This window comes from Mesonia aestuariivivens (assembly GCF_019311235.1).
Taxonomy (GTDB): Bacteria; Bacteroidota; Bacteroidia; order Flavobacteriales; family Flavobacteriaceae; genus Mesonia; species Mesonia aestuariivivens.
Map to the genome: position 1 here is coordinate 131,955 of NZ_JAHWDF010000001.1, position 18,935 is coordinate 150,889.

Annotated in this window: 10 protein-coding genes; 6 read left to right on the plus strand and 4 right to left on the minus strand. The window is 34.0% G+C overall.

Going from position 1 to position 18,935, the window contains the following annotated elements:
* The gene (gene radA / locus KW502_RS00550) at positions 1 to 1,365 is read left to right on the plus strand and encodes a DNA repair protein RadA (RefSeq protein ID WP_219038576.1); all 1,365 of its coding nucleotides are present in this window, start codon (positions 1 to 3) and stop codon (positions 1,363 to 1,365) included.
* 124 nt (positions 1,366 to 1,489) lie between these two features.
* On the opposite strand, the gene KW502_RS00555 is transcribed toward radA, so the two are convergent.
* Positions 1,490 to 2,449 carry an OmpA/MotB family protein gene (locus KW502_RS00555; protein ID WP_219038577.1) on the minus strand — a complete coding sequence of 320 codons (960 nt, stop codon included), beginning with the start codon at positions 2,447 to 2,449 and terminating at the stop codon, positions 1,490 to 1,492.
* Positions 2,450 to 2,458: 9 nt separating this feature from the next.
* Entirely contained in the window at positions 2,459 to 3,226 is a 768-nt protein-coding gene (locus tag KW502_RS00560; protein WP_219038578.1) for an exodeoxyribonuclease III, read from the minus strand.
* 183 nt (positions 3,227 to 3,409) lie between these two features.
* On the opposite strand from KW502_RS00560, the gene KW502_RS00565 reads away from it, so the two are divergent.
* Both KW502_RS00565 and KW502_RS00570 read left to right on the plus strand, forming a co-directional pair.
* Positions 3,410 to 6,772 carry a DUF8818 domain-containing protein gene (locus KW502_RS00565; protein WP_255553923.1) on the plus strand — a complete coding sequence of 1,121 codons (3,363 nt, stop codon included), beginning with the start codon at positions 3,410 to 3,412 and terminating at the stop codon, positions 6,770 to 6,772.
* 56 nt (positions 6,773 to 6,828) lie between these two features.
* Entirely contained in the window at positions 6,829 to 7,293 is a 465-nt protein-coding gene (locus KW502_RS00570; RefSeq protein WP_219038580.1) for a hypothetical protein, read from the plus strand.
* 64 nt (positions 7,294 to 7,357) lie between these two features.
* Here the strand turns inward: KW502_RS00570 and KW502_RS00575 are convergent, their stop codons facing one another.
* Positions 7,358 to 8,419, minus strand: coding sequence for an endonuclease/exonuclease/phosphatase family protein (locus tag KW502_RS00575; protein WP_219038581.1), 1,062 nt, complete (start codon positions 8,417 to 8,419; stop codon positions 7,358 to 7,360).
* 122 nt (positions 8,420 to 8,541) lie between these two features.
* Between KW502_RS00575 and KW502_RS00580 the strand changes: the two genes are divergently transcribed.
* Positions 8,542 to 11,307: a TonB-dependent receptor gene (locus KW502_RS00580; RefSeq protein WP_255553925.1), complete on the plus strand. Its 2,766-nt coding sequence runs from the start codon at positions 8,542 to 8,544 to the stop codon at positions 11,305 to 11,307.
* 22 nt (positions 11,308 to 11,329) lie between these two features.
* Positions 11,330 to 12,736 carry a DUF5689 domain-containing protein gene (locus KW502_RS00585; protein WP_219038582.1) on the plus strand — a complete coding sequence of 469 codons (1,407 nt, stop codon included), beginning with the start codon at positions 11,330 to 11,332 and terminating at the stop codon, positions 12,734 to 12,736.
* Between the two features lie 70 nt (positions 12,737 to 12,806).
* Here the strand turns inward: KW502_RS00585 and hflX are convergent, their stop codons facing one another.
* On the minus strand, positions 12,807 to 14,036 hold the full coding sequence (gene hflX / locus KW502_RS00590; RefSeq protein ID WP_219038583.1) for a GTPase HflX: 1,230 nt from the start codon (positions 14,034 to 14,036) through the stop codon (positions 12,807 to 12,809).
* A 275-nt stretch (positions 14,037 to 14,311) separates the two neighbouring features.
* Between hflX and KW502_RS00595 the strand changes: the two genes are divergently transcribed.
* Positions 14,312 to 18,895, plus strand: coding sequence for a T9SS type B sorting domain-containing protein (locus tag KW502_RS00595; protein WP_219038584.1), 4,584 nt, complete (start codon positions 14,312 to 14,314; stop codon positions 18,893 to 18,895).
* The last annotated feature ends 40 nt before the right edge of the window (positions 18,896 to 18,935 follow it).

Sequence of the window (18,935 nt, forward strand, 5' to 3'; positions counted from 1 at the left end):
ATGGCAAAAACAAAAACCACATTTTACTGTCAAAACTGTGGCGCACAATACGCAAAATGGCAAGGTCAATGCTCTTCTTGCAAGCAGTGGAATACCATTGCAGAAGAAGTTATTCAAAAAGAAGATAAAAAAGATTGGAAGTCTCCAGCGGCAACTTCAAAAAAACGAGTTTCTAAACCCACATTGGTGAATGAAATTCAATATGAACAAGAATCACGTTATGATACTAATAACAATGAATTAAACCGAGTTTTAGGTGGTGGATTGGTGCCTGGGTCGCTTACACTTTTGGGAGGAGAACCTGGTATTGGTAAAAGTACATTGTTACTTCAAATTTCATTAAATTTGAAGTATAAAACCCTGTATGTTTCTGGCGAAGAAAGTGCGCAGCAAATTAAAATGCGTGCCGAACGTATAAATCCACGACCTGCAAATTGTTATATATTAACCGAAACAAAAACCCAAAATATCTTTCGGCAAATTGAAGCGATCGAGCCAGAAGTGGTAATTATCGATTCCATTCAAACGCTTCATAGTGATTTTATTGAAAGTTCTCCAGGAAGTATTTCTCAAATTCGAGAATGCACCACAGAACTTATCAAGTATGCCAAAGAAACCCATACGCCAGTATTGTTAATTGGTCATATTACCAAAGAAGGAAGTATCGCTGGGCCTAAAATTTTAGAGCATATGGTCGATACCGTGCTTCAGTTTGAAGGCGATCGTAACCATGTATATAGAATTTTACGCGCACATAAAAACCGTTTTGGTTCTACTAACGAATTGGGTATTTATGAAATGTTGGGCGAAGGTTTGAGAGAAGTAAGTAATCCTTCAGAAATATTAATCTCGAAAAGCGACCAAGACCTGAGTGGAACTTCGATTGCCGCTACGCTAGAAGGAATGCGTCCGTTAATGATTGAGATTCAGGCATTGGTAAGTAGTGCTGTTTACGGCACACCTCAACGATCTACCACAGGCTATAATGCCAAGCGACTAAATATGCTATTGGCGGTGCTTGAAAAGCGAGCAGGCTTTAGACTCGGTGCTAAAGATGTGTTTTTAAATATTACAGGAGGAATTTCTGTAGACGATCCAGCCATCGACTTGGCGGTGATTACCGCAATTCTATCTTCAAATGAAGATATTTCTATACCACGCGATATTTGTTTTGCTGCAGAAGTAGGTTTGGCAGGAGAAATAAGACCAGTGCCTAGAGCAGATCAACGTATAACAGAAGCCGAAAAATTAGGATTTGCTACCATTATGGTTTCAAAACAAGTAAAACTTCCAAAGAAAAATTTTACAATCAATATTCAAAAGGTTTCGCGAATAGAAGAGGTGGTCGAATATTTGTTTGGGTAACGTGGCATAATTTATAAACTTACTTTAGGCAGAGTTAGGAGAGTTTTCTGAAGAGTCCTCTTATGCTTTTCCTCTAACAGGAAAAGAAAATGAAGCCATTCTTTCTAGAATGGCTTTTCATCGTTTACATCTCGTTTAAAAGTTGAGAAACTTCATCTAATTTAGGGGTGAGAATGACTTCTATTCTTCTATTTTTTGCTTTACCTTCTGAAGTTTCATTGGTAGTTACAGGAAAGTACTCACCACGACCCGCAGCGGTTAACCGCTCTGGTTCTATTTGTTTATTGGCTTCTAAAATATGAACGATAGCGGTGGCGCGTTTGGTAGAAAGATCCCAGTTGTCTTGTAAAGTTCCGTTCCCTCCGTAAGGAACATTATCGGTGTGTCCTTCAATTAAAACACTAATATCAGGGTTTTGCGCCAATACGCTTCCTAATTGTTGTACGGCTTTGCGCCCTTGACTACCTACCGCCCAACTTCCTGAAGAGAACAATAATTTATTTTCCATAGAAACGTAAACTTTCCCGTTTCGCTCTTCTACGGTTAAGCCTTTTCCTTCAAATGCTGTTAAAGCTTTAGAAATGCTGTTTTTAAGTTGTTTCATTTTAGCATCTTTAGCAGCAATTACACCTTCAAGTTCATCTATTCTTCTAGATCGCTCTTGTAAGTCTTTTTCAAGTTTTTCTAACCTATTTTTTTCTGTAGTTAGCGCTTTTTCTTTAGCTTCAAGCTCTGCAAGTAATTGTCTGTTTCTTTCAGAATTTTCGGCTAATGCAGAAGAACTGTTTTTCTCTAAAGCATCATAAGAACTCTGTAGGTGATCATGTTTATTTAAAAGTTGTCGTTGCTCTTCTTGGAGTTTAGTATGCTCTTCCTTTAATTCTTTAAGTTGTTTTTCTGCTATTTTTAACTCTTCACCTCTTAAATTATTTAAATCTTCACAATCGGAAAGTTTGTCGTTGAGGTTTTTGTTTTTTTGTTCTAAATTAGCAAAGCGATTTTCTAATTCTTCAAACTTTTTTGCAGGTACGCAAGCTGTCATCAGCGCAAAAGCTATGCTTGGGATAATAAATGCTTTTTTCATTGGTCTGGGTTATAAGTTAGTTAATTCAACTAAAATTGGACAGTGATCGCTATGATATGCTTCTGGTAAGATAACGGCTCTTTTTATCTTTTCTTGTAAGGGTTGTGAAACCATATGATAATCTAATCGCCAACCTTTGTTGTTAGCGCGAGCATTGGCGCGATAACTCCACCAAGAATATTGTATTTTATCTTCATTTAAATACCGAAAAGAATCGGTAAAACCACTCTCTATAAATTGGCTCATCCACGCTCTTTCTACGGGTAAAAAACCAGATACATTTTTAAGTCGAACAGGGTCGTGAATATCAATCGCTTCGTGGCAAATATTATAGTCACCACAAATCACTAAATTAGGATGCGTTTCTTTTAACTCATTTATATAATGCTGAAAATCTGCCATATATTCTAACTTAAACTCTAGGCGTTTAATGTTAGTACCCGAAGGTAAATATAAACTCATCACAGAAACCTCATCAAAATCTGCTCTTATATTTCTTCCTTCAAAATCCATATAATCTACGCCTGTACCGTAAGAAACGTTATTGGGTTCTACTTTACTCAAAATAGCCACACCGCTATAGCCTTTTTTTTGGGCTGGGTACCAGTAACAATAGTGGTATCCTAATTCGTGAAAAACACTTTCATCAAATTGATCGGGGCTTGCTTTTATTTCTTGTAGACAAACCACATCTGGCTGTGCTTGAGAAAGCCAAGTGGTAAATTCTTTTCTAAGTGCAGCTCTAATTCCGTTAACGTTATAAGAGATAATAACCATTTCTATTTTTTCAGCAAAAATAGAATTTTTTAAAGAGTTAGGCTTTAAGAGAAGTTGAATCGTGAAATTAAATGCAGAATTGAGTTAAAAGCAGTTAAAATAAAATATTTTTGAAAAGCTTTAGTTGTAAACTTAATGCGGATAACTAGATTTCTTTTTTTCTTTTTTTGCTTTGCAGGTGTAATGCAGGCACAAGAAATAAATACCGACTTTCAGAGCAAGAGAGTTTCGGTAAGAGATACTATTGCTGTAGATACCGTGAGTATTAATTCTTTTTATTTTAAGCTGAAAGACAAACAGAATAAAGAAATTGATACTTCTTTATATGAAATAGATTTTGCAACTGCTAAGCTCGTATTAAATGATAGTCTTTTAACTGCTACAGATTCTTTAGTTGTAGAATATAAAAGTTATCCAGAGTTTCTTACCAAGCGTTATTACCAATTTGATCCTAAAGTGATTGTCGAAGGCGGTTTAAATGAACGTATTTACAAAATGGGGCAGCCAGATCAACCTAGAACATTTACCCCTTTTGAAGGTTTAAATACCAGCGGGAGTATTTCTAGAGGAATTACCACTGGCACCAATCAAAACACGGTTTTAGATTCAGAGTTAGATTTACAAATTACTGGTAAAATTGCACCTAACGTTAGCTTAAGAGCATCGATACAAGATTCTAACATTCCTATTCAGCAAAGTGGTTACTCTCAAAATTTAGATGAATTTGATCAAATCTTTATAGAACTTTACGGTAAAAACTGGAATGTTCGCGCTGGCGATGTAGATTTAGTACAGGCTGATTCTTATTTTGCGAGCTTTACTAAGAAAGTGCAAGGTCTTTCTGTAGGAGCTAAACTTAACCCTGAAGGCAACCGAACCGATGTATATGCAGCTGGAGCTTTGGTGCGAGGCGTATTTACTAGAAATCAATTTCAGGGTCAAGAAGGTAATCAAGGTCCGTATAAATTAAGTGGCCCTAATGGTGAACTTTATGTGCTTATTGTTTCGGGAAGTGAACGTGTGTTTGTAAATGGAACACAATTACAACGCGGAGAGAATGAAGATTATATTATCGATTACAATGCGGGAGAAATTATATTTAACCCTACTTTCCCAATTACTTCTGAGATGAGAATAACGGTAGAGTTTCAATATGCAGATCGAAATTTTTCTCGAGTGGTCGCTCTCGGTGGAGGCAAGCATTACAGCGAGAAATTAGAAATAGGAGGTTTTGTGTATTCTGAAAACGACTTAAAAAATCAGCCGCTTCAACAAAATTTAAGTGATGAGCAAAAACAAGTACTAGCAGATGCAGGAGATAATCAAGAAGAAATGATTGCGCCAAGCGCAATACCCGATACTTTTGATGAAAATAAAGTGCTCTACCGACAAGAAATTGTTAACGGAGAAGAGATTTATGTGTATTCTAACAATCCAGAAGATGAATTATTTAATGTCCGCTTTTCTTTAGTTGGTGTAAACCAAGGAAATTATATATTGACCAATGCTTCTGCTGTAAGTAGAATATATGAATATGTGCCGCCAGAAAATGGAATTCCGCAAGGGAATTATGCGCCGGTCACGCAGTTATTTGCGCCTACAAAACTACAGATTGGTGTGGTCAACGGGATGTATACGCCTTCAGAAAAAACAAGTATTGGCTTTGAGTTGGCGGGTAGTAAATACGATGAGAATTTATTTTCAGAGTTTGATAATGATGATAATGACGGTTTTGCAGGAAGGTTACAAGCCAAGCAAAATATTATTACTTCACCTATAAACACACTTTCTGCTTTTGGAACGCTTAATTTTATTCAAAAGAACTATCAAAGTGTAGAACGTTTGTATAATGTAGAATTTACTAGGGATTGGAACTTGCCAACGCTTATTAAAGGCGACCAAAGCTATCTAGATACTGGCCTAGAATTTACTAGTAAAAATCATGGTACAGCTCGTTATAGCTTTCAAAAATTAGATTATTCAGAAAATTATAACGGAGCACGACAATTACTACAATCAAATTTAAAATTTGGTAAATTAAAGCTTCAAGCCAGCGGGAGTTATTTAACAAGTAAGGGAGAACTTTTTGATTCTGAATTTTTACGCGCTTATACGAATGCCATTTATGACTTTGGTAAAGTATGGGCAGGAAGCCGAATTTCTTTGGAAGACAACCAGCAAACCGATAAACAAACGGAAAAACTTACGGGTATTAGTCAGAAATTTAATAGTTACGAAATTTATACTGGAGTGGGGGATAGTACAAATGTTTATGCTGAAATAGGCTATCGATATCGAGTAAATGATAGTCTTAGAAACGGAACTTTAGATCGCGTAAACGCTTCAAATAACTATTATTTAAAATCTAGATTAATTAATTCTGAAAAAACTAAACTCGCTGTATTTGCTAATTACAGAACTTTAAAAAACAAATTAGAAGAGCTGCCCGATGAGCAATCGCTTAATTCACGCATACAATACAATCAATTCTTGTTTAATAGAATTGTAAGTTTAAATACGACTTATGAAACCAATAGCGGAACGCTTCCGCAGCAAGAATTTACCTACGTTGAGGTTAATTCAGGAGAAGGTCAATACACTTGGATAGATTACAACGATAATGGTGTGCAAGAGTTAGAAGAGTTTGAAATTGCTGCATATTCTGATGAGGCAAAGTATATTCGTGTATTGTTGCCCAATCAAATCTTTTTAAAAACCCATCAAAATAAATTTAGTCAGATTGTGACGCTTAACTTTCAGCAATGGAGTGATGAAGAAAAAACAAAAAAAATACTTTCGCATTTTTACAACCAAACATCCTATTTAATCGATAAAAAAATTGAGCGAGAAGGTGATAACTTTGATTTAAATCCGTTTAATGAAACTGATGATGAATTGGCGGTAAACTTAAATTTCAGAAACACCATTTTCTTTAATCGAGGCAAACAGCATTATACTACTTCTTATAGTTATATTTCTACTCGTAATAAAAATTTGCTTTCTACAGGATTGCAAGAAAATACGATACAGAGTCATCAACTAAACTTTAATCATAAATTTCAAGAAAGTTGGTTGGTGAATTTGCAAAACAAATGGAATGAAACAAGAAGTGATTCAGAAAATTTCAACAATAGAAATTATAAGATTAACGGATTAATCTTTAACCCAGAGCTTTCTTACTTATTATCTAAAAATACACGCTTCAGTGTATTTTACGAATTTGCTGAACAAAAAAATCAAATCGGTGATCTAGAAAAACTCAATCAAAACAAATTAGGAGTTTCCTGTACCTTTAATAATGCTCAAAAATATGCTATAAATGGTGAATTTAATTATATCTATAATGAATTTGAAGGCAGTGCATTTTCTCCTGTAGCTTACCAGATGTTACAAGGTTTGCAGCCTGATAAAAACTTTACGTGGTCACTTTTGGCGCAAAAGAAAATTACCGATTATTTAGATTTAAATCTTTCTTATTTTGGAAGAAAAAGTGAAAATTCTACAACTATTCATACAGGAAGTGTGCAATTAAGAGCTTATTTTTAAAGCATTTATTTTACTTTCTTAAACGAAATGTAGTATTTTCAGCAAAAATAAAATTCATGAATCATACCATTCAATTTATTATCGCTGTTTTATGTTTTACTGTCATCTCCTGTAAAAGTGGAAGTGTTATTACTCATCAAGATCATGAAAAATTACCTTATGTTTCTAGCGTAGAGTTAGAAGCAATCACTAGAGGTCGCCGGGAAGAGATAAAAGTTAATTCAGAAAAATTTAAATTCACAAGTCATACTAATAAAGAAACAAACCTAGAGAAAGTATCTAAAACTATTAATAAAGAACAATGGAAAGTGATTTTAGAAAAAATTTCGACTATTAATTTAGATGAAATAAATCAATTAAAATCTCCAACTAATCAAAGAATGTATGATGGAGATTTGGCTACTCATATTTCAATTACGGTAGATAAAAAAACGTATCAATCTGCTTCATTCGATAAAAGAAATCCTCCAAAAGAGCTTGAAGAGTTGGTAAAATATCTTTATCAATTAAAAGATGAATAAACAACAAAAAGGCTTCAAAGTTAATTGAAGCCTTTTTTATTTAGTTGCGTATTTGGTTTAGCGCTTATTCTACTTCTTTAATTAAGTAAACATATACAGGAAAGTGGTCACTGTAACCACCAGAAAAACCGCCGTTAGAAAAACTTCTATAAGGATAACCCTTATATCTACCTCTAGGGTTTGCTAAAAACGAAGGATTAAAAATCCCTGCTTTATACAATCGGTAAGAACTGTAATCGTCATCTAATAAAGGTTGAGTCATAATCATTTGATCAAAAAGATCCCAGCTGTCTCGGTAAGCAATGGTGCCTAAGCCTTTCTTTTTTTGCATATTTTCCATCGGATTGTAAAGTTCTTTAAGCTTCACTTCTTCCTTTTCTGCCTTAGCGCCTAACACTTCTTTTATGCTTGTGTTATACGGACCGTCATTTAAATCGCCCATCGTAATAACCTTAGCATAAGGATCTTCAGCTTGTAAAGAATCGATTATTTTTTTATTTAAAGCTGCTGCTTTTTCTCTTTTAAATCTACTTCTTGCTTCACCACCACTTCTAGAAGGCCAGTGATTTACGATAAAATGTATTTTATCGCCATCTAATAAACCCGTCACCAATAACTGATCTCTGGTGTAAACTCTTTTGTCTGGTTTGTTTTGATCGTAGATTAGCAATTCATGAGATGAAGTGCTTGTAGGTGTAAAAATTGCTTTTTTGTATAAAAGTGCTACATCAATACCTCTTTTATCTGGAGAATCAAAATGAACAATGCCATAATCTTCGTTAAGTAACTTAGGGTCATTAACTAAATCTTCTAGCACTCTTCTGTTTTCCACCTCACACACCCCAATTACTGCTGGTGAATGCCCAGTAACATCAGTACCTATTTGAGCAATGACCTTAGCCATGTTCTTTACCTTTTTAAGATAAACGTCTTCGCGAAGACCTTCTGCCATTTCCATAATAGGACTGGCTTCATCAAATTTATTAGGGTCATTTACGGGATCAAATAAGTTTTCTAAGTTGTAGAAAGCCACGGTGTTAACTTTGTATTTTTTCTCATTTTGTGCTTGTGAGATAAAAGAAAAAAACACACAAAACACTAGTAATGAGTAATTTAATTTAGTCATGCTTGTTAATATTAAGTTAATGTAAACAATTGTTTAAACTGTGCGGCAAAAGTAGGTAATGCAGAATAAAAATGTAAATTTGCTGCCCGAAAATAATATTTTCTTAACTCAAACAATTATTAATGAAGAATTTTAGAATGAAAAAAGTAGTTTTCTTTTTAACATTTTTATGTTGTTCAATAGCTGCATTTGCTCAGCAAACTACCATTATGGGAAAGGTAGTTGATGCGAGTAATAATGAAGCATTGCCAGATGTAGAAGTGACTATAGAGAATACTTCTTTTACAATTAGAACAGATGCTAAGGGTAACTTCAATTTTGATGCTTTTAAATTGCCACTTGGAGAGCAAATTATCAGTTTAGAGAAACAAGGATATTCAAAAAGACGCTATCCTGTTGTCGTTAACGAAGGAAGTACTTTAGATTTAGATGTGCTTGAAATGGAAGTAGACATTAACGAAGAAAACTTCCAAATAGGTACTATTAGTTTATCTGATAATGAACTAAGTAGTGATGAAAGCACTGCAGATAACCTATCTGGGTTATTGCAAGCCTCGAGAGATGTATTTTTAAATGCGGCTTCTTATGATTTTAGTGCTACTTTTTTTAGACCTAGAGGTTTCAATTCTGAAAACGGTAAAGTTTTGATTAACGGAATTGAAATGAACAAAATGTATAATGGTAGACCACAGTGGAGTAACTGGGGAGGTCTAAATGATGCACAGCGTAATCAAGTGTTTTCGATGGGAATGTCTGCAAATGACTATAATTTTGGTGATCTTGCAGGAACTACTAATATTATTATGAGAGCCTCTCAATATAGAAAGGGCGGACGTGTTTCTTATGCGGCTTCTAATAGAAGTTACACAGGTAGAGTGATGGCTTCATACAATACTGGTTTAATGAAAGGTGGCTGGGCATTTAGCTTTTTAGCCTCTAGAAGATTTGCAGAAGAAGGTTATAGGGAAGGTTCTTTGTATGATGCCAACTCATTTTTTGCTTCTGTTGAAAAACAATTAGGCGAAAACCATAGTTTAAACTTAACAGCATTTTATACACCAAATAGAAGAGGTAAAACTTCTGCAAGTACACAAGAAGTTTACGATATTAAAGGTAGAGCATATAATTCTTATTGGGGAAAACAAGACGGCGAAATTAGAAACTCTAGAGTAAGAGAGATAGAAGAACCCGTAATTATGTTAAACCATAATTGGGATATAACCGATAAAACTCGCTTAAATACCAATATAGGATACCAATTTGGTAAAATAGGAAACAGCCGTTTAGGTTATGATAATGCACCAAACCCTGATCCTACTTACTATCAAAAATTACCTAGCTATAATTTAGCAAGCCCAGATGGGGCTGATTATTCTAGAGCATATTTATCGCTTCAAGAATTTCAAAATGATGGTCAGATAGATTGGGAAAATCTATATAGAACTAATGTTAATTATGGGGGTACTTCTCGATACTATCTATATGAAGACAGAAACGACGATAAGCAATTAATGGTTAATACTATTTTAACTTCTGCTATTAATGAGCATATCGTATTAAATGGAAAGTTGGGATATAAAAGACTAAACTCTAAAAACTTCGCTAATATGTTAGATTTATTAGGAGGTAATGAGTATTTAGATGTAGATACTTTTAATCAAGGAGATGCAGCTCAAAACAACCTAAATAATCCTAATAGAGTTTTAGGTGAAAACGATACGTTTAAATATAATTATGAATTAGATGCTAGTGTTTACAATGGTTTTCTTCAGGCGCAGTTTAAATACAATAAAGTAGATTTTTATGTAGCTGGAAATATAGAGAACACAACTTTCCAAAGAAATGGATTGTATAAAAACGGTAGTTACCCAGAAGATTCGTTTGGTAAAAGTAAAAAATTAGACTTTACTACTTATGGGGCAAAATTAGGAGCAACTTATAAAATGACCGGTAGACATTTATTAAGCCTAAATGCAGCATATTTTTCAGATGCACCAACTCTAAGAAACTCTTTTTCTAACTCAAGACAAACTAATGCTACAGTTGGAAATTTACAGAAAGAGGTTAATAAGAATATTGATTTAAGTTATGTCTTTAGAACTCCAATCGTAAAAGCTAGATTAACGGGGTATTACACTTTAATGGAAGATGCTACTGAAATATCTTTCTTTTATGCAGACGGAATAGGGGGGCAAGGAAGAGAGGTAAGTACCGCTTTTGTTCAAGAAGTTTTAACAGATATCGATAAAAAACATATGGGGGCAGAGCTAGGTATTGAAGCTCAAGTAACTCCCACGATAAAACTTAAAGGAGCCGCTGCATTTGGTCAAAATACATACAACAATAACCCTAATTTAACTTTAACCTCAGATGATTTTGAAGAGCCAATAAGCTTAGGGAAATCTTATCTTAAAGATTATAAAATAGCTGGAGGGCCTCAACAAGCTTATCAAATAGGTTTCGAATATAGAGATCCTGATTATTGGTGGATTGGTGCAACTTCAAACTTTTTCTCTAATGCTTACGTAGATGTATCACCTATTACAAGATCAAGTAACTTTTATTCTGATTTTGATGGTGTACCTTACAATGATTATGATTCTAACGTTGCACGTAAATTATTAAAGCAAGAACAGTTTGATAGTTATATGTTAGTAAATGTAGTAGGAGGAAAATCATGGAGAGTAGATGATTATTATATTGGTTTCTTTGCTACGATAAATAATGTATTCGATAAGAAATACAAAACTGGTGGTTATGAGCAAGGTAGAAGCGCTAGTTATAGAAATTTGGTAGATGATTCTAGCAATGATAAAAGAGTCTTTGGACCTAAATACTGGTACGGTTACGGTACCACTTATTATTTAAATTTATATTTAAGATTTTAAAAAATTTAAGAAAAGATAAATTATGAAAACTATTCAAAAAATTAAATTTTTAAGCTTCTTTTTATTAGGAGCAATAGTAACATCTTGCGTTCAAGACGATGATTTTGATACGCCAGAAGTTGTCTATGAAGATGCAAATTTTAATCCTTCACAAGATTCTGTTATTTCAATAGCTTCGGTTATAGAATTTTACGGAGGTTTTGAGCCAAAGCAAATTAATGCAGGATCAGATTCAGATAAAAATCTTTATATGGAAGGTTATGTAGTCTCAAGTGATGAGACTGGAAATTTTTACAAAACACTTATCGTTCAAGATAAACCAGAAAACCCAACAGCTGGTATTTCTATCTCTACAGATGCGGGTGATTTGTATACCTCGTATGAGCCAGGAAGAAAAGTTTATTTAAGAGTTAATGGTCTTTATAGTGGTGAATATGCAGGGCTTCCTACTGTTGGAGTTCAAAATAATGATGAAGTAGGTAGAATAAGTACTATCGAATTTGAAAATAGAATGAAGCGTACAGGTATTAAAGAAGAAATCATACCAACTGTAATTGGTATAAACCAAACAGGAAGTACTCCTTTAAATACTTTAATTAAATTAGAAGATGTTCAATTTATTTCTAGCTTAGAAGGTGAGTCTTATGCAAATATTGATAATACCAATACAGAAAATAGAACTATAGAAAATTGTAGCGGAAATGAGATTCTACTTAGAAATAGTGGATATTCAGATTTTAAAAATAAACTATTACCAACAGGTAATGGAAGTATTGTAGCAGTATTGAGTGCTTATAATGACGATACTCAGCTTTTTATAAGAAATACAGAAGATGTGATTTTTGAAGGTGAGAGATGTGGAGAAGAACCTGGAAATGGTGGTGGAGATAATCCTGCCCCTGGATTAGTTCAGCTTCCATTCACTGAAGATTTTGAAGGTGAAACAGCAGGTGTAGGAGTTTATTTAGCTATCGAAGGTTGGACTAATGTTAATGTAAATGGCGGAGAGCGTATCTTCGAAGTAAGAGAATTTGGCGATAGTAAATATGCTCAAACTTCTGCGTATAGTTCAGATGAAAGTCCATATGAAGCTTGGTTAGTAACTTCAGGTGTAGATTTATCAAGTGCAGCTAATGCAACTTTATCTTTTGAAACTAAAGATGGTTATTATAATGGTGATGCGCTTACTGCTTATATTTCTACAGATTTTGATGGCGATGTAAGTACTGCTAACTGGACGGAACTTTCTGGTGTAAACTACTCTGCTGGTAATGCAGATGGTTACGGAGACAACTTTGTGCCTTCTGGCGATATAGATTTATCTGCTTACGCAGGTCAAACTGTATATGTTGGTTTTAAATATTTAGGCGCAAGTGATGGTGTTACTTCTACTTATCAAATAGATAACATTTCAATTACAGCTAACTAATAGCTAATAAAAGTCATTAAAAAAGCCACATCAATTTGATGTGGCTTTTTTCTTTTACAACTATAAATAATTATTCGTCTTCTAATTCACCTGTATATTTATCATACTCAGGATAAAGAAAGTTATTATATGGAAATCTGGTAATATGAATTTCTCTTACAGCTTCATATACTTTTTTTCTAAACTCTTCAATATTTTCTTTATGAATCGCTGAAATAAATAATACATTATCTCCCATTCTATTCATCCACGTTTTTTTCCATTCATTTAAAGTGTAATGAGCGGGGGTTCGTTCTGTAATTAAATCATCTTCTTCAATAATTTCAGGTTCATAAGCATCAATTTTATTAAAAACCATTAATGTTGGTTTATCTGAAGATTCTATTTCATCTAATATTTGATTCACCGAAGCAATGTGGTCTTCAAAATTAGGATGAGAAATATCTACTATATGCAATACCAAATCTGCTTCTCGAACTTCGTCGAGTGTAGATTTAAAAGATTCTACTAATTGTGTAGGTAATTTTCTAATAAACCCAACAGTATCGGTTAATAAGAAAGGTAAGTTTTTAATCACAACTTTTCTAACCGTAGTGTCGAGGGTAGCAAAAAGCTTATTTTCAGCAAAAACATCACTTTTACTGATAACGTTCATCAAAGTAGATTTACCTACGTTAGTGTAACCCACTAAAGCGACTCTTACTAATTGACCGCGATTACCACGCTGAACTGCCATCTGTTTATCAATAGTGATGAGTTTATCTTTTAGTTGTTTAATTTTATCTCTAACAATACGTCTATCGGTTTCTATTTCTGTTTCTCCAGGACCTCTCATACCAATACCACCACGTTGTCTTTCTAGGTGAGTCCATAACCCTGTTAATCTTGGTAGTAAATATTCATACTGAGCTAATTCTACTTGAGTTCTTGCATAACTTGTTTTGGCTCTTTGTGCGAAAATATCTAAAATGAGATACGTTCTGTCTACCACTTTGCACTTTAGAATTTTTTCGATATTTTTTTGTTGAGCAGGACTCAATTCGTCATCAAAAATGGCGGAGCCGATATCGTTATCGGCTACAAACTGTCTTACATCTTCCATTTTTCCTGTGCCAATAAATGTTTTAGGATTAGGCGTGTCGAGTTTTTGGGTAAATCTTTTTAATACTTCGCCGCCAGCTGTATAAGTTAGAAATTCTAATTCGTCTAAATATTCAGTTGACTTTTCTTCGTCCTGATTCTGTGTAATAATTCCTATTAACACAGATTTTTCATATTCTATTTCTTCTTTTTCGAGCATATTTATATTTTATTGATTACAAAGTTAATAAAACTATGATGAGACTTTCTTAAAGTTATTATATAGAAACTTTTTAGTTTAGAACAGAGTTAGTTTGTTTTATTGAAATATTTAAATATTTAAATATTTAAAGTTTATTTATAATCATAAATGCTTGTCAATACTATGTTTTAAAGGCTATTCTTTTGTTGAATGTTAAAAAAAACATCTCTTATTGTTAAGGAATAATTATTTTTTTTATATATTCAAGCGCTTAACTCAAAACTATTGTTTAAATGAAAAAAATTACCCTTTTTTTACTAATTACGTTTCTTAGCTATCTTTCTTCCTTTGGGCAGATAGGTGTTTTTGAAAACTTTGATAATGGAATCCCTGCCGATTGGACAAGCACTTTTTTTGCTAGTGCGACACAATCTTGTTTAGGTCAGAGTGCAAGAGATAATATTTATAGCTCTAGTGCTACAGGAGAATTAATTTCTCCAAACTACGAAGGTCAATCCAACGAGACAGATCTTACGATTAGTTTTGATTATAAGATTGTTAATTATAGCACTTATGTAGCTACACCTGAAGGTTGGGGGAGTTTTACGGTAGATTATACTACCGACGGAGGTACAACTTGGATTAATATAGATACGATCGATGATAGTAATCATGTAGTTTCGGCAGATTGTGTTACCAAAACCTTTACAGTTTTAGCGGCAGATTTACCTGTAGGTTCAGATTTTCAATTGCGTTTTGATATCGCATGGCAAGCAGGAGATTATTATATGTATTATGATAATGTTTCAATGTTACAAGTGGCTGAAAACCCGCCTAATTGTGATGCTGTATTGACAACTCCTGCTGATGGTGATGTCGATTTAGAAATAGAAAATACAATCATATCTTGGTCTGGAGCAACAGGAATACCAACTTCTTATAATTTAACAGTAGGTACTACCTCTGGCGGTAATGATGTTTTAGATAATGTAAATGTAGGGGATGTAACTAGTTATGATTTAGAAAATCTAAACTATGAAACTACTTATTATGTAACGATCGTTCCTGAAAATGATTTGGGAGAAGCTACAGGTTGTACGGAATATAGCTTTACTACAGAGGCAGATCCTGCAATTATTGTTGATTGTTCATTAGAGCCTGTAACGAATAATTTTTGTTATGATCAAAACAGTGCAATTTTTGAATATATTTATGCAAGTTCTGATGGTTCAGTTTTAAATTTAGTAGTTAACCAAGGGCAAGTTGAAAATACTTATGATGAATTTATAGTCTTGGATACCGATGGTACCGAATTATATAATGGGTATGGGGATGCAGGAGATTTAAGTGGATTATCTTTCCAGTCTTCAGGAAATCGAATTACAGTAATTTTAGAATCGGATGTTATTACTAACTGTAGTACTAACGGATATACTCCAATAGATTATACTGTTTCCTGTTCTGCTTGTATTAATCCAGCTGCAACTTTCACGGTTGTAGGAGATTGTGCTAATGGTCCTCAATTTAATGTAGAGGTAGATTTAACTAGCTTAGGAGATGCTACAGATGTGACTATTGAAGATAATCAAGGAAACAGTCAAGTCGAAAGTGCAGTAGGGGTTTATACTTTTGGACCTTATATTAATGGTACTTTAGTAGATTTTACAATTACAAACAATCAAGATGCATCTTGTGATATCACTAGTGAAAGTTTAACGCAAGAATACTGTGAAACTAATTATATAGAATGTGGTAGCGTTACAGATCCTATAAATACGGTTTTTTGTTATGAAAATAGTATGGTTACTGAAATTACTTATGTAAGTACCGATAGTTCGTTGTTAAACTTGTTAGTTAATGAAGGGCAAGTAGAGAATAGTTTTGATGAATTTATAGTTTTAGATAGCGATGGTACAGAACTCTATAATGGATATGGAAATGCAGGAGATTTAAGTGGATTAGAATTTCAATCTACCGGAAATCAAATTACGATTCAAGTTCAAGCTGATGTTTCAGGAAGTTGCCAGTCTAGCGGATATATACCTATAGATTTAACGGTAGAATGTTCTTCTTGTGCCAATCCGGTAGCAACTTTTACAGTTGTAGAAGATTGTGATAATGGTCCTCAATTTAATGTAGAGGTAGATTTAACCAGTTTAGGAGACGCTACTGATGTGACTATCGCCGATAATCAAGGAAATAGTGAAGTAGAAAACGCATTAGGGGTTTATACTTTTGGTCCTTATACCAATGGGACTTCTGTAGAATTTACAATTACAAACAATCAAGATGCATCTTGTGATGTAGTCAGTGATAATTTAATTCAAAATGATTGTCCGCCAGATAATAATTTCTGTGCAGATGCTTTTGTAGCTAATGTGAATTCAGAACAATTTTGTATAGATACTAGCATAGGGACTATAAGTGAATCAACAGCGTCTAATGTTCCTGTAAGTTGCAATGCTAATGTTGTTCAAGATGTATGGTATCAATTTACAGCTTTGTCTACTAATCATATGATTACTTTGATTGATGCTCCTGATAACGTAAATCATGCAATCTATGAGGGTTCATGTGATAATTTATCTGAGCTTTATTGTAGTAGTGAGTTTGATAATGGTGGGGTAAGCGATGGTATTGTAGCAACAAACTTAACGGTTGGGAATACTTATTATGTAAGAGTTTATTCAACAACGGAAACTTCTGGGAGTTTTGAGCTTTGTATAACTTCTCCCGACTATGAGCAGGGCAATATAACTTGTGAAGATGTAGCTCCATTTTGTGCTCCATTTGATAATAATGGTGATCCAGAGCCTTTAGTTTTTGCAAACGGATATTTTTATTTAGATACATCCCCAGCTCAAGAAGGTCCTGATTATGGTTGCTTAATATCACAACCTAACCCGGCTTGGTTTTATTTACAAGTAGATCAAACAGGGGATTTAGAGTTTGAAATTGTTCAAAGCACAGCATTTGATGGAAACTCTAATCCAATAGGGGAAGGGCTAGATGTAGATTTTATAGTTTATGGACCTTTTTCTCAATTAGATGATAATTGTGGCGATTTAGACTCAGCAAACACAGTAGACTGTAGTTATTCAGGCGATGCAATTGAAGAAATGATTCTTCCGGGAGCAGAAGCTGGAGAGATTTATTTGGTATTAATTACAAATTTCGATCAAACTCCGGGATATATTAGTTTGATTCAAACTAATTATGGTCAATCTAATGGAGGTACAACAGATTGTACAATTCTAGAAGATACTATATATGGTTGTGAGGGTGAAGATGTTACTTTAGTCTCTCAATTCTCTAATCAACTTGCTTATGTTTGGTACATTTTTAATGAAACTACCGAAGAATTTGAATTGATACAGCCTCTTGAAGAAGAGGAATCTTATACTGTAAGTGATGAAGGTACTTATCAAGTTGTTTCTTATGATAGTGCTGGAGTAGGAACTTCAGAGAACTTTACGGTGTTATTCAGCCCTAGTCCTATTATAGATCTTGGGGCAGACGATTCACTTTGTGGTGTATCCAATATTACCTTAGATGCTACTCCAACAAATACGGTTGATTTTGGACCAAACATCCAATATGTTTGGTATCAAGACGATGTAGAAATTTCTGGAGAAACAAATGCAACATATACATTAACAGAAGAAGGTGTTTATAGTGTTGAAGTGATAGGGAATATTTTAGATGAAAATGGAAATGCACTTGCTAATAATACTTGTATGACCACAGACGAAATTACGATATCTGATGCTAATTTCACTGTAAACTTAGGGGACGATCAAGTAATATGTAATGAAAATTCTTACATATTTGAAGCAGCTGTTGTAGGAGAAAGTGCAACTAATGCTGACTATATATGGTATGACGAAAATGGGAATGTTATTCCTGGTGCTACTAGTGCAACATTTGAAGCTACTTATAGTGGAGAGTTTTCTGTAGAAGTAACCATTAATGGATGTTCAAATTTAGATAATGTAGAGCTTTTAATTAATGATTTACCTCAAATAGATTTGGGTTCAGATGTAACGACTTGTGATTTGACAGGTGCAATTATAGATGCGACCCCCTTGAATATGGCTGCTTCCGATGTGATTTATACTTGGTATTTAGACGGTGTAGAGTTAAGTGGGGAGGCAAGTGCTAGTTTATCACCATCAGACTATGGATTTGGAAGTTATACAGTAAGTGTGTTTTTAGTAAATGATCCTAGTGGAGATTGTGGAGTAGAACAGAGTTTGGTTTATCAGGAGGCTTCTTCAGATTTATCGATAGCTACTTCAGAGGGAGCAACGGTGATCGATTTACCTTACTGTTCAGATACTGATGTGGTGCCTAGTCATACGATAACTTTTACGGCGAGTTCAGAAGAAGGCATTCCCTCAGGAGCTACTTATCAATGGTATTTAGATGGATCTGCAATAAATGGAGCAACGGCTTCAAGTTATACGGTAACTTATAATGCAGAAGGCGATTATGTAGAAGATTATCAGATAGAAGTTTTTTATAATAATTGTTCTTTTGTGAGTGATATGACTTCTGTCGATGTAAATATCGAGGCTTATGAGAATGGTTGTGTAATTAGTCAGGGAATTTCGCCAAGTAACTTAGATGGCATGAATGACTGTTTAGACCTAACTTTTTTAAATGACCGTACTGGTATCGAGAGTTTAAAGGTTTATAACCGTTATGGAAGATTGGTGTTTGAGCAAGATAACTATGTAAATAATTTCTGTGGTCAAGATAAAAACGGCGATCAATTAGCTAGTGGAACTTACTACTATGTATTGGTGTTGTCAGAAGAAGATCCAGTATTTGGGAAAATGAAAAGAAGTTGGATTTATGTTAATCAAGATAAGTAATTAAATTTTTTTAACCCATTTTGGGGATAATTCCCGAAAT

What these genes read in the sequence shown, in the direction of transcription:
- KW502_RS00580 (WP_255553925.1), top strand. Translation starts at nt 8,542, where the DNA reads ATGAAGAATTTTAGAATGAAAAAAGTAGTTTTCTTTTTAACATTTTTA.
- KW502_RS00555 (WP_219038577.1), bottom strand. Translation starts at nt 2,449, where the DNA reads ATGAAAAAAGCATTTATTATCCCAAGCATAGCTTTTGCGCTGATGACA.
- KW502_RS00595 (WP_219038584.1), top strand. Translation starts at nt 14,312, where the DNA reads ATGAAAAAAATTACCCTTTTTTTACTAATTACGTTTCTTAGCTATCTT.
- KW502_RS00570 (WP_219038580.1), top strand. Translation starts at nt 6,829, where the DNA reads ATGAATCATACCATTCAATTTATTATCGCTGTTTTATGTTTTACTGTC.
- KW502_RS00565 (WP_255553923.1), top strand. Translation starts at nt 3,410, where the DNA reads ATGCAGGCACAAGAAATAAATACCGACTTTCAGAGCAAGAGAGTTTCG.
- hflX (WP_219038583.1), bottom strand. Translation starts at nt 14,036, where the DNA reads ATGCTCGAAAAAGAAGAAATAGAATATGAAAAATCTGTGTTAATAGGA.
- KW502_RS00560 (WP_219038578.1), bottom strand. Translation starts at nt 3,226, where the DNA reads ATGGTTATTATCTCTTATAACGTTAACGGAATTAGAGCTGCACTTAGA.
- KW502_RS00575 (WP_219038581.1), bottom strand. Translation starts at nt 8,419, where the DNA reads ATGACTAAATTAAATTACTCATTACTAGTGTTTTGTGTGTTTTTTTCT.
- radA (WP_219038576.1), top strand. Translation starts at nt 1, where the DNA reads ATGGCAAAAACAAAAACCACATTTTACTGTCAAAACTGTGGCGCACAA.
- KW502_RS00585 (WP_219038582.1), top strand. Translation starts at nt 11,330, where the DNA reads ATGAAAACTATTCAAAAAATTAAATTTTTAAGCTTCTTTTTATTAGGA.